Source organism: Streptomyces sp. NPDC048644, assembly GCF_043199105.1.
Lineage (GTDB): Bacteria > Actinomycetota > Actinomycetes > Streptomycetales > Streptomycetaceae > Streptomyces.
In genome coordinates, this window is the sequence record NZ_JBICVO010000003.1 from 115,714 (window position 1) to 129,616 (window position 13,903).

Annotated in this window: 1 protein-coding gene (cut by both window edges); it reads right to left on the bottom strand. The window is 72.3% G+C overall.

The whole window is internal to a hypothetical protein gene (locus ACGFNI_RS07775; protein WP_393681620.1) on the bottom strand: the coding sequence, 45,327 nt in all, runs 15,413 nt past the left edge and 16,011 nt past the right edge, and what appears here is coding positions 16,012-29,914 — codons 5,338 (complete) to 9,972 (partial); the first complete codon in reading order (the gene reads right to left) occupies positions 13,901 to 13,903. The start codon and the stop codon both lie outside this window.

Below are 13,903 nucleotides of genomic sequence, written 5' to 3' on the forward strand. Positions count from 1 at the left end.
CGGCGCCGCCCCCGAGGGTGCCCGGCTCCACCAGGTCGTCGAAGAACCCGCCCCACGGATCATCCGAACCACCCGGCAACCCCGCACCCTCAGCACCGGAACCACCCGGCAGATCCACAAACCCCAGATCCACCGGCCCCATCGGCATGCCGCCGTCCCCGGTGTCCGGCCCCGGCGCCGGCGCCGGCGGAGCGCCCGGAGACTGCCGGTCCGCTCCGCCCCGCTCCGGGCGGGAGTGTGCGAAGGTCATGAACTCGGCGGCCTTGCGCCGCAGCTCCCAGCGGCGTTCGGGCGACAGCGCGGGGCGGAAGCCCTGCAAGTAGCGGTCGTATTCCTCGTCTTCGGTCGGCGGGACCGTCTCGGTCAGCGGGTGGCGGCGGCGCTGGTGCAGATACTCCTCCCAGCGGAGGAAAGCCAGTACGAATGTCTTCGGTCCCCTGGCGTCGAGCCGCTCCTCCAGCTCGGAAACCCAGTCGGGTACCACGCGGGCCAGGGGGTCGTCGTGGTACCGCTCATCCAGCGTGTTCTTCAGACGCTGCGGCACCGGGACGTCGACACCGGTGAGGTGGTTGCGGAAGGCCCGGATCCCCGCGATCGACTCAGAGCGCGGAACCCCTGTGGACGACGCGGGCCCGCTGGTGCCAGTGCGCCCCGCTGCCGCTGCCTCTTCCAGGTGCGCGAGGTAGCGCTGCTTCTGCTCATCCGGGGAGCCACGCAGTTCCCCGAGGTCTCTCCTCGCCTGCTTCCACCATCGCAGGAGATCCCTCGCGTACATCACGCGTCGCTCCGCTGACAGGGGCTGTCCGCGGCCCGGGGGCCGCTGCTCGGCCAGAAGGCTGCTCGCCGCCTTGACCAGCGGGTGTGCCATGCCGTGGACCTCCCCCATGGCAGCCAGAAGGTCAGGGACGGCATGGAGCGGCCGACCCGCCGCGGCGGTGCGGGACGCCTCTGCCGCCGCGGGGTCATAGGGCCGCCAGGGCACCGCCGCGTCGGGCACCCGGCCTACCGGAGCCTCATCGGATGCCCGGTACGACAGGGCCTCGTCGGGCATCCAGCGCACCACGAACTCGTTGGGCCTCCGGCCCTTCGGGGCCTTCTTGGGCGTCCGACGCTTCGGGGTATTGCCGGGTGCCCGCCGCTCCGCGTCATCGGCGAACCGCGCCAGCATCCGGTTCAGCCTCCGGGTCTCCTCGGCCACCTCAAAGAGGTGGGTTCCGGTCTCCGGCCGCCACAGGTCGCGCCGATAGCCGCGGGCCTCGCGCACCTGGGCGTCCGTCATACCGCCGCCCTCCAGTTCCGACTCCAGCCGGGAGAGCCGCTTCTCCAGCCAACGGGCCCAGGCACTCCACGCCTGCCGGTCACTGCCGGCCTTCGGCAGCGAGGACCGGGTGCCCAGCCGTACCGCTTCGGCGTTGCCCAGAACCTCCAGCAACTGGGCCCGCAGGCCCTCGGAGCCGTCAGGTGCGGTTGCGGTCCGCACGGCTCCGTCCAGCTCGGCCAGGTAGGCCCAGCCTTCCTCCAGCCGTGCGGCCGACACCGTGCCCATGGCGCTCTTGTTCCATCGCACCAGGTAGCTCCGGACGGCGTCGACGAGCTGCGGAGGCGTCAGTTCCTCCGGCCGCACCGGCGCGGGCCCGGAGGGCGACGCCTGCCCGGCCTCGTGCGCCACGGTGTCGTCATGCGGGCCGGAGCCCGGACGCGCACCCGACGGGCCCGCTTCCGACGTACTGCCCGAACCCGAAGCCGCGGGCAGGCCGGACTCGTTCGACGGCCGGGGCGTGGTGTGGCGCCAGCCCCGCATCGGGCCTCCGCCCACCCTGCGGCTCAACCGCTGTTCCTCCGTGCCGATCCACGGCCTGACGTGCGCCCGCCGGTCCTCCGGCAGCGCGGCCAGCTCCCGTGCCCGCTCCTCTTCGGACAGCCGGGCTGCGACCTGCTCCGCCATGTCAGGGCCCGACCTGAACAGCGCGGACTCCACCTCGTTCAGCACGTCCCTGGTCGTCTCCCGGCGCTGCCGTGCGGTCGCCGACTCCTCATCGGTGCCGATCACGGGCGGCCAGCGCAGCACCGCCGACGCCCTGCCGACCCGCTCCTCGGCGCCGTCGGCCAGCAGCTCGGCGACCTTCTCCGCCGACACCCCGTTGGCACCCGTCGCCATGCCAACGAGGCCACGGGGCACCATCTGCAGGGTCTCGGCCAGGTCTGCCAGGCGTGACGCCGCGCCGCCCGTCAGGCCCAGCGTGCGGGCGAGGCCCGTCAGGGCCGGACCGTCGAACCACGGCTGTGCGGCCAGCTTGGTGAACCGGCCCTCGCTCACACCCAGTTGCTCCGAACGCCAGGCGCGGATCAGGTTCTGCGCCGTGTTACCGGCGCCGCTGAGGTACTGCCACAGGCGGCGGTGCTCGCCGGGGGTGCCGTCGCGGTAGGGGGGCAGGCCCAGCTGCTCGCCGACGCCGGATGGCTTCGTCAGGTACGCGCCCAAATCCGGCAGTTCGCCGATGTCGAGGCGGAGGCGGTACAGCGTGGCGAGCACCGCCTGCACGTAGGCCAGCTCACCCGGCCGACCGAGCAAAAGCGCGTTCATGTCGGCCCCGATGTCCTCCAGTTGGGGCTCCAGGCCGTACTCCTGCCACCCGGTTGCCGCCTCCCCGGCCTCCAGGTGCTCCAGCAGATCGGTACGCAGGCCGCCGAGCAGGTGGTAGCGGTCCTCGGCCAGGTCCAGCAGGGCGGCAAGATCGTAGAGCGTCGGACCGAGCGCCGTGGGCAGGTCCAACGCGTCCGCCACGGCGCGGATTTCCCGCTCGGGCAGCCGGCCCTCCCTGACGGCGAGGTCGTAGATCTGCTGCGCCGCGTCGGCGCCCGCACCGATGTCCTGGGCGAAAGCGTCCGCCCGTGCGAGCGTGACGCCCCGGGACGCCATGTCCACGTACTGCTCGACACCCGCGAAACCCATCGCGGCGGCAACCCACTGCTGCAGGGCAGGCAGCACCCCGGCGCCACCCCGGCCCACCGGGTAGAACTCCTGGACGGGCGTCGGCCGGCCGTCCGTCCGCTCCCCCAGCTCGAATTCGAGCGCCACGCCGTCGAGCGCGTCCAGCACGCCGAGGAAGTCCATCTCGCGCAGCTCGGCGAACCCGTGGCCGATGGAGCTGTGAGCGGTCCTGTGCATCAGCGCGAAGACGTGCAAGGGCGCCAGCCAGCGGCCGGTCCACTCGCGTGCCGACAGGTCGCCGGGCCCGGTGAACGCGCGGTCCGACGCGACGCGGTACAGCCACGCCCGGTCCTGCGGCGTACGGGCACCCAGCAGCGGGGCCGTGTCCTGCAGCAGGGCCTCGAACTGCGAGCCTTCGTCCAGGCCGAACACGGATCGGAAGTGCTGGAGCGCCGCCGTCTCGTCGGCCAGCAGCTGGGGCTGGAGCGACCAGTGGATGCCGGGGCGGGCCGGGGCGTCGCTGTTCAACTGCCGCAACGCGTCGACGACTTGGGTCACCCTCCCGCCGGGCCGCAGCGGCTGCGGGCCGGTGAGCGGCCGGAAGATGTCCGCAAGCTCCTGCGGCTCGGCGAGCAGGGGCAGCACGTCCAGCCGTACCGGGAACTGCTTGAGCACCCGGTAGAGGTTCTTGGGCGTCACCCCCAGCGCGCGCGCCTGCTGCTCGTACGCCTCATAGGTCGGTACCTCTCCGGTGACCCGGGCGAGGTGCACCAGGTGCTGCATCCGCTGGACGCCGAGCCGGGTGTACAGAGTGTCGAGGCGGAGGGTCTCCTCGGGGGTGCGGCCGTCCATCAGGGTCCGGTGGGTGCGCTGGATCTCCGCCGCCCGCAGGTGCAGTGCCTCGTCCGCCGCGCGGCGCGACGCCTCGTACGCGGGCGGGGTGCCGCTGTTCTCCGGCTGGGAGGTGGCGTCGTCGTAGGTGGGCAGGTCGTCGTCGGTCAGAGGGGTCCGGCCTGTCGGGGCCGTGTCGGTGGCCGGGGCCGCCGGGGTCTGCGGTGGTGTCGTCGGCCACTCGTTCAGCCAGGCGGTCACCGCGTCGTGGGCGCGCTGCGGCGTCATGGCGCCGTCCCGTGTCCGGTCCAGCAGCAGGGGGCGCAGGTTCTCCAGGGCGCGGAAGTCGGTGCGGAGTGCGGGCCTGGGTTCCAGTGCGCGGAAGATCGCGTCGTAGCGGTCGACGGTGGCGGGCGATGCGTGCATCAGCTCGCGCACCGACGTGCCGAACGGGCGCAGGAACTGATCGGTCCGCAGGTAGCGGACGGCGCCCAGCTCTGCTTGTGCGCCGCTCCGTGACGTCTGGTCAGGGGCGCCGCCAGGGGCCTCGTCCCCGGTTCCCCAGGTGGGCTGCGTCAGCGGCCCGAACCGGTCAGCCAGCCGGGACAGCGCCACCCAGTCGGCGGTCCCCCGCAGCCCGAGTGCCCTCAGCCGCACGTTCATCGCGTCGGTCCACCGGCCCGGGGGCGCCCAGTCACTGTCCTGGAGCGCGTTGATCTCGCGGCGTCCCCGGTGCAGTTCCCGCATCTCGCGGGCGAAGAGGCGGTTCAGGTCCCGTGCGTCCACGCCGATGGCCCTCGATGCCGCCTGCACGGTCGTGTGGAACTCTGCGTCGACGCCGGCCGGCACCCGGGCACCGGAGTCCACCAGGTCGTTCAGCTCCAGCCGCTCTCCACGGTCGGCGAACGGGCCGAGATCGTGCGGTTCGAGGCCCACCTGTGCCAGCCGGTCGCGCAGCCGGTACGCGCCGAGCTCGACGCGTTGGTGCGCGTCGGCATCGCCGAGCCAGGACAACTCGCCCGGCAGTACGGCCAGTTGCTCCGGCGTGATGTCCAGGGCTTCCGCCAGCTCGATGACGTCCGACGGGCGCACCCGCCAGTCCGTGACCAGGCCGGTCAAGGCCACGGACAGCTGCCCTGCCTCGGCGACGTGCCGGACCAGGGATGCCGTCTGGTTCCTGTCGAGCCGCTGCTCATGTGCGAACGCCAGCAGCCCGGCGACGTCCACGGTGTCCGGCAGCGCACGCTGCCCGTCCATGGCCCTGCGCCACCCCGTCAAGATGTCGCGGAACACCTCGTGATCCGGCACCGGTCGACCGCTCAGCACCTCCCTGACCTCACGCACCGAAGCCGCGAAGCGGGTGAAAGCGGTGGCCTGCGGGCCCGTCGCACGCGCCGACAGGTCGCGGAACCAGGTGAGGTCGCCGACGGACGGCAGGCCGTGGCGCGTCAGGTGCGACGAGACCCGTGCCGCCGCGCCCGCCCCGCCGAAGTCCCGCACCAGGTCGCCGAGCCGCTGCGGATCGAGGAACCCGAGCGCCGCCACGTTCCCGTCCGTGTGGGTGAACAGGACCAGTTCTCCGACGTCCTCGATGCCATCGATGTCTTCGGCGTCGACTCCGATCCGGTCGGCCAGTTCTTCGACGGTGTGCGGCTCACTCGTCGCGTCGTCGTGCGGAGGGCCCGCCTGCTCGACGGGGGCGAGACCGTCGGCCTCGGAGTGGACGTCGACGTCGTCGGTCTCGGAGTAGGAGTCGAAGTCGTCCTCGTTCCACCATGCGCCCTCATCCGGGGCGGCGCCGCCCCGGAGCCGCAGCGGGCCTTCGGTGGCGGATCCCGCATCGGATTGCGTGTCCGGGTCCGGGTCCGGGTGCGGGACAGCACCGGGGGAGGCGTCCCGGGCGGAATCCCGGCCCGACGCCGTCCCGGTGTTCCGGACGGCCGCCTGCCGCTCCGTACCGAGCCAGGTGTGGTCGGAGTCCTGTGCACCCAGACGCTCGGCCTCCGCCTCGCGTGCGCGCTGCGACAGCCTGGCCGCCGCCCGGACGGCGGCGTGCGGTCCACCCACGAACAGCGCCCAACTCAACTGGTCCAAGGTCGTGTTGGTCAGCTCGCGGCGGCGTGCGGCCTCCTGCGCGTCGATCCCCGCGTCCTCGTTGACATCGGGCCACCGCAGGTACTCTCGCGCCAGCTCACGCCGGGCGTCCACGCCCCCGCCCTCCGTGACGCTGCGCAGCAGTGTTCGCGGGTCCATCCCGACCCGGCGGGCCACCTCGCGGAGTTCGTACGGCATCCCCTGGATCTCCGCGGCGAGTACCGCGAGCTGTGCCGGGGCCAGTTCGGTGCTCATGTAGTGGTCGAGGGCCGGTTGCCTCCCGTCGCCCGAGTCCGTGTCCCGGCCGCGCGCCATCTCCATCAGCTCGGCCATGTCGAACCACGGCTGCGCGTCCAGTGACGCGAATTCCGCCACGTCGAGACCCAGTTGCCCGGCGCGCCAGGCGCTGACCAGTTCGGGAGCCAGCCGCCCGCCGAAGTGGAAGCGCCACAGCCGGCGTCGTTGGTCCTGGCTCAGCTCCGCGTAGGGACTCCCCCCGGTCAGCCAGGACACCTGCGGGCGCCGGCTCAGGTACGCGCCCAGATCCGGCAGCTCGACGCCGCTCACGCGGGCGGTGTGCAAGGTGCGCAGGAGTCCCTGAAGGTGGGTCAGTTCCCGCTGCCGGACCGTCATGAGAAGGGCCTGCTGCTCCTCGTCGTCCGACGAATCACGCAGGGCTCGGGTCAGCCTCTCCCAATCGGCGCCGCTGCCCGCGAGCAGCGCCTCGACCTCGCCGCCGTCCTGAGGGCTCTCGCCGCGCCGCACCCTCTCCAGGTACGGAGCGCGGAACACCCGCATCAGCGAGAACTCTCTCGATGTGAGCCCGAAGTTGGCGCTCTGCCGGTACAGGATCGGGCCGAGCGATGGCGGCACCGCCGTCTCGTGCGCCATGCGCAAGATCTCCTGGTCCGGGAAGCGTCCCAGCACCTGGCTGACGTCGAGCAGGTCCCGCAGGTCGTAGATGCCCGCCTGGTAGCCGCCCGGCTGGGACGCGTTCAGCTCGCGGAGGTAGCCGATCGCCTGGGGCACGGTGACGCCGGCGTCCCCCAAACGCTCGTACTCCGCACTGTCCAAAGCCAGCCGCCCCAGGGCCCACGCGCCGATGCCGTGCAGCACGAGCTGCTCGCCCAGCGGCTCGTTCGACGTGTCCCGCAGGGGAGGTTCATGCTGGAGCTCATAGTCCGCGGCCAGCCCGTGGAGAGTCTGCAGGGCCTCACTCAGCTCCATTTCGTGCAGTGTGGCCACGGTGGTGCCGCCGGGGAGTGCGTCGCCCTCGGCCCGGTCGGCCCAGCGGATGAGCCGCAGGAGGTTCCCGGGGAGGATCCGCCCCTGCGCCACGACGTGCGCGGGCAGCCGGGCGGGGTCGGGGAACGCCGCGTCGATGGCCAGCCGGTAGAGCCGGGCGCGGCTGCCCGCGTTCAGCGCTCCGACGAACGCGACGGAGTCCCTGAGCAGGCCCTCGATCGGCCGGCTTCCCGGCACGCCGAAGGCCGACCTGAACTCCCAGAGCGCGGCACTCTCGGCCAGCTCGCCCGCGTATGCGGCAGCACCCTGGAAGCCGTTGAGGACGCCGATGGCTCCCTGGTGGACCGGGTGCCAGTGCTGAACGAGGGCACCGCCCCTGCCGAATTCCGACAGGAGGTCGTCGAACCTCTCCAGCGCGCCCGCGAAGTCGTGCCTGCGCAGCTCCTGCACACCCGGGCTCGGCCACCTGGTCCTATGGGGACGCTCGTTGGACGCGGCCCAGATCAGGGCCCAGATGACCTGCGATGGCGCGTACCACCTGTTCTGCCACACCTGCGTCTGCGGCGTCGGACCGGCCATGGCGGGGTCGGCCAGGAACCGGTACAGCCACGCGCGTTCGACGGGGGTGCCGGCCCCCACCAGGGATGCGGCGTGCTCCACGGTGCGGATGCTGTGCTCGTCGTCAGGCAGCCCGAACGTCGTCAGGAAGTGTTCCCTGGCGTCCTGTTCGTGCCGGGCCATCGCCTCCGGCGTCTCCGGCTCGGGCCGGAGGGACCAGTGGATCAGGGACTCGGACCAGGCCGGCGGGGCGACGTCATGCGCCGGCGCGTCGGTCACCTGCTGTTCGCCGTCAGTGGTCTGCACGGGCTCGTCCGGGGCGTTTTCGTCCGGTACGCGCTCGTGCGGTACGTGCTCGTCCGGTACGTGCTCATCCGGCACGTGCTGCGGCGTCACGTCGTCCTGGCTCGGCCCGGGTTCGACGTGGGCGGCGGCATCGGATGCGGCGATGGGGGGAACGTCGTGGAGGCCGGCCGGGGGCGGCGTCGGAGTGTCGGGCAACGCGGCGTGCAGCGTGGCGAGTTGGGTCGCCACCCGGGCGGCGGCGGAGGTGCGCAGCAGCGCCGACGCCCTGTTGAGCGGCTGGAAGACCGCGGTCAGGTCGTGCCGCTCCCCGAGTGTGCGCAAGGTTTCCAGGGACATCGGGTGCTGCTTGAGCACCCGGTAGAGGTTTTTGGGGTCGGTCAGGCCCAGGCGGGCCGCCGCGGCCCGCATGTCGGTCAGGGACGGCACCTCGGGCATCCCCTGGACCACGTCCAGCAGGTTGCGCATCCGCTGGACGCCGCGGCCGAGGCCCGTGCGCAGGTCCTCCAGCCGCCCGATGTCGTCGGCGGTGAAGGTGCGCAGCCGGGATTCCGGTACGTCCCAGGTGCGGGACGCCCACCGGCGCACCGGCTCCGGGGCCGGTGTGGCAGGAGCCGGGTAGGGCGGGGGCTCTTCGCCTTCCTCGACGAGGGACAACCGGTCCGCTTCCGCGGGCTCGTCATCGGCGGGCCCGGAACCGGCCACGTGCTGCTCCGGCTCTTCGGACGGCGGCAGCGGCTGGGTGCCGTCGTCCGGATCGCGCTCCTCGTAGGAGGGCAGGCGGGCGCCGTCCAGGTCGGCGCGGACCTCGGGGTCCAGGACCACGTCGGCACCCGGGTCGGCTTCCTGGGCCGGCATCTCGTAGACGGCGGCCCACGTCTCCACCCCCCGGGCGAGGTTGTGGCTGGCCAGCCAGTCGCGGGTGTATTCCCACCGGCCGTGTGTGCCCCGTGCCGCCAGCTGCGCCCAGACATCGTCCGGTGTATGGCGCCGCACCATCAGGAAGAGGGAGTCGGCCAGTTCACCGAGGTGGGCGATCGTGCGCAGCTGCGGGTGCCCACCGAGAGTCCTGAAGGCGGTGTGGTAGAGGACGGCCCAGACCGGGTCGTCGCGCAGGGTGGCGAGCGACGGCGGTTGCGGGGGGCTCCAGGAGGTGTCGCCGTCCAGCGTGTGGTCCGAGGGTACGAACGCCCGCAGGAAGCTCTCCGCCGCGCGGTAGGTGGGGGTGCCGAGGCGCTGGGCTCCGGCCCCTGCGACCTGGTGTGCGGGCGCGGCGAACAGCGCAGGCAGCCGCTCGGTGAGGTAGGCGAAGGCGGCGCGGTCGGCGGGCCCCTGGAGCCGTAGCCGCTCGATGGACCGCTGCATGTTGGCTGTCCAGGCGTCCGTCGGTGTCCAGTTGGCGCCCGACCGCACACGGTCGGCGTGCAGCATGGCCAGGTCGCCCTGGAAGAGCTGCCTGAGGTCCAGGATGTCGATGTCCAGCACGTCCGCTGCGGCCTGTGCGGTGGCGGCCGGCCCGCGACCGCCGAACACGGTCTCCGCCAACTGCTGCTGGACGCCGGTACCCCCGGGGTTCGCCGCCCGGTCCCGCGCCCACTGCGCCACCTGCCGCCCGGCCTCGTCCGCCGGGGCCTCCCGCAGCTCCGCGAGCGATGAGCCCCGGGCTTCCAGGTGGCGGCGGAACGCGTCCAGGTCGGCCAGGCGCAGATCCCCTGCGCCCGTGAACCAGGCGAGGTCTCGTGGCTCGAAACCGATCAGCGCCAGCCGGCTGCGCAGCGCGTGCGCGGGCACGGCGGACCGCTCGTCGGGCCGCAGCTCGCCGGCCCACGTCAACTCGCCCGCGAGCGGCACCAGATGCTCCGTCGGTGCCCGGAGCAGGTTCGCCGTCTCGATGACGTCGAGGAGATGGACACCCAGCGTCCCTGCCAGGTCGGTGACGGCGTCCGGCAGCCGCCCCCACTCCGTCGCGTATTCGAGGACGACGCGCACTCCGTGGCTGTCGAGCCGCCACTCGCTCGCGGCCGTCAGCAGGTCGCGGACGTCCACCGACGCCGGCAGATCCTCCCATTCGTCGATCAGGTCCGCCACGACGGCCGGGATACCCAGTTCATCGGCGAGGTTCCAGAAGACCTCCTGGATCGGGGCGCCTTCGGTGGTGTCCTGAACCCACTCGGATCGCCCTGTCCCGTACCGGCCGTCATCCCAGCTGAAGCGGCTGACGGTGCTGTCCCGGTCCCCGTCGCCGTCCTCACTGTGCTCGCTCAGCGGCGTCAGCCCGCCCGGCCCGTCGCGGCCTGGGCCCGTGGTGTCCGGCTCGGAATCCTCGTCGCTGAAGAACGTCATCTCGTGCGGGGCGGTGTCGGTGCCGGTGCCCTGCGGGGTGTTCGCCTGGGTGTCCTGCCCTTGGGGCACCGCGTCCTCGTAGGACGGCGGCGGGGTGTCGCTCTCGTAGTGGGGCGACCAGGCCCGCCATTCGGTGAGCCGCTGCGTCAGCGCGATGTCCCGGCGCCGGTACAGCGCGCGCAGCCCGTCCGGGCCACCGACGAACCGGACGAAGCCTTGCAGCGTCTCGGGGTTGTCGCCCGCCCGCGCGGAGCCGTCCCAGTGCATGGACTCCGTACGGGCCAAGCTCAGCAGCCAGCGCCTGACGGCCGGTTCGGACGCGCCGATGCGGGACAGCTCGCGCTCGGCGAAGCGTACGAAGTCCCGGTGCGGGCGCTGCCACGGATGGCCGGAGCCGGAGCGCAGCGCGCCCAGTTGGCCGGGGAAGAGGAAGGCGAGGTCCTGCGGATCGGCGTGCAGGTCCCGCGCCGCCCGGTACAGGTCCTTGGGGGCGGGCATGCCGAGGCGGGTGGCGAGCGCCGTGATGTCGGTCGGCATCCGCCCGATGAGCCGGGTCATGGTGACCAGGTTGTGCATCTCGCCCACGCCGAGTTCGACCCCGAGCCGGTCGAGCCGCCGTGCGTCGAACCATGCCTGCCGTCGCAGGGTGGTGAGCGTGTGGAGCCCGACGTCCCACCGGACGGCGAGGTCGGCGATCTCCCAGTCGGTCAGCAGCCGGCGTTCCGGGTCGCCGGACGCCTCCGTGTGCGGGCCCGACGCCTCCTCGTACGTGGGCGGTTCCTGGCGCAGCCCCCGGTCCCGGTAGTTGAGGAGCAGTTCGTCCAGCCTGCTGGGATGCATGTCCCGCAAGTGCGCCACGACCTCTTCGGACCGGCGCAGGCGGTCCGCTCCGGCGACGTAGTGCAGGAAGGAACGCATCGTCCCGTGGTGGATCCGGCTGTCGGAGACGGGGACGGTGGAGTCGCCGTCCGGCCAGGGCATCGACTCGCGGCCCGCCAGCTCGATGAGCCACGCGGCATCGGAGTTCCGCCCGCCCCTGAGGGTGGCGCCGTACCGGCCGAGCTGCCGCTGGACCATGGTCAGGAAGTGCCCGGCGGTCCGCAGCGGGTCCTCCGCGTTCACCGCGCGCAACGAATGCGGGAAGACCTGGGCGAGATGACGGGGGTCGGCGCCCAGGCCCCGGGCGATGCGGTACAGGTCCTTGACGCTGTGCATGCCCAGGTCACGGGCCAGCTGCGGGATGTCGGTCGGCATCCGCCCGATGGACTCGCTCAGATCGGCGAGGTGCGCCATCTGCCGCACGCCCACGTCGGCGCGCAGTTGGCTCAGTTGCTCCGGATCGAACCACGCGTAGCGGGCCAGTTCCCGGAAGCGGTCGCGGGTCAGGCCCGTCGTCCTGGCCCAGCGCGCGACTTCCTGCGCGGAGTAGGCGCGCGGCTCCTGGTAGCCGGGCAGGGGGCCGGGCTCCGGCCCGACGCCGGTGTGCTCGGCCGGCGGCGCGGACGCGGCGGCCTGGTGCAGGGCCGCCTTGTAGGAGGGCGGGTCGTCCTGGGGGGTGGAGGGGCTAGAGACCACCGACGCCTCGTCCCCGGAATGCTCACCGGGCTCGTCCGGCGAATCCGCGAAGACCTGCCCGTGCGGTTCCTGCGCTTCCGGTACTTCCGGCACTACCGGCACTTCCGGTACTTCCGGTACTTCCGGTACTTCCGGTACTTCCGGTACTTCCGGTACTTCCTGTGTTTGCTGCGCTTCCCGGGTTGGCTGTGCGGGTGCGCCGAGTCCCTCTTCCAGATCGGATACGCGCTGGTCGATCCAGTTGATCAGCCCGCCCATCGCCTTCACGACCTCCGACGGGTCCATGCCCAGGGCGTTCAGGCCCTCCGGGAGAGTCCCGACCTGACGGGCGAGCGCCTCGACCCGGCCCCGTGCCCACACCGCCAGGCCACGGGTGCGCCGGACAAGCTCCCGGCCAGGCTCCGTCGAACCCTGCCAGACCAGCGACGTCTCGTCGTCCCGCACACTCTCGGCCAGGCTCACGTCGTCCAACTGCGCCGACAGCTGCATCTCACGGGCCGTCCAGCCGGACACGAACTTTGCCCACTCCTGCGGGTCGCCGCCCTCGCCCACCGCGCCCAGCCGGTCGGACAGGGTCTGGAACGCCTGCCGGTGATCCGCGTACTCCGGGTGCTCGGCCTCCGGGCCCTCGGCTCCCCGCTCGGCCGTGGCCCGGTTGGCAGCGCCTTGGGGCACCGTCTCGTCCAGGCGCGGACCCGCAGCGGGGCGGGAAGCGCCCGCGCCGGGAGCCTGCACCTGTGAGGACCCGGCAGCGGCATCGCTCACGGGCTGCGGGGTGAACTTCAGCCACTTGCCGCGCTCACCACCTGCCTCATAGGCGATGTAGAACGTGTAGTCCCCCTCCCCCACGGACACGCCGACCTGGCTGGTGGGCGCCCACACCGTCAATCCGGTCTCGTTCGCCACCTGTTGGGCGACGATCCGGCCGAACTTGTCGGCGTTACCCGCGTCACACATGCTCAGGATGATCTGGCCCCGGTCCCCGGCGGTCTCCCGCAGGTGCTGCAGGCTCGGGCGGCGCATGAGCACCTTGCCGAACGACTCGCCCCGCAGCCAGAGCTTGGACTCCGTGCCCTCCTCCGTCACCGCGATCTGCACCCGGCCGGCACCCCCGTGCAGCATCGCCAGGTATGTGGGCCGGTCGACGTCCCAGGACACCTCCTCCAGCCCGTCCTCCGGAACGTGGCCGGACCCCGCACGGTGACCACGGGGCGCATCGCTCGGCATCTCGTAATGGGCGAAGTACGGCTTCTTCAGATCAAGGTTGTGCAGCGGTAGGTCAGCCTTCATGCGCTCGCTGGTCAGGAAGGACCGCCCGATCCGGTCACCGGTGCCGCTGGCGGTGATCGGCAGGTGGTTCAAGTCACCGATACGGATGTCGCGGGCCGGCGTCTTCCGCGTCTTCACCGTCTGGAGCCGCAGGTCCTCGTCAAGGAAGGGGTCCTGCGCGCCCTGGCTCGTGGAAGGCTGCTCCGAAGGCGACGGCTCCGAAGGCGGAGTGACCTCGTGACCGGCCTGGTTCTCGTCCTGCGCGGGCTGGTTGTCGGGGCCGGCGGGGCTGTTCAGCGCGGTGACGGTCGCGCTGTGATCATCGCCGGCAGGCTCCGGACGCGGCGTCTCCGGCGTCACAGAGGTCCGGCGAACGGTGATGTCGACGCGGCGCCGCAACTCGGAGGTGCCGATACTGCGAGCCATCTCGGACGGCTCAAGCTGGGAGATGGAGAAGTCGTCCACCGTGAGATGTGAGCCCTCGCCCTCGTTCAGCGAGTCGAGCTTCGCCGCCAGCCGTCGCCGCAGGGCGTGGGTGACGTTGGCGGCCCGCATCCGGCCGGTGCGCGCGGCCTGGTCGGCGGAGTTCACGAAAGGCCGCCTGGAGCCGTTGCCGAAACCGGTGACCTCGACCTCGGGAAGTGGCGTACCGGCCCGGCGGCTCTCCAGGGCCTGCAGGATCAGAAACTCTGCCAAGTGGTCGATGGCGGCGCGCTGTTCGGGGCTGCCGATCTCCTTCGAGCCTTCGGCGAA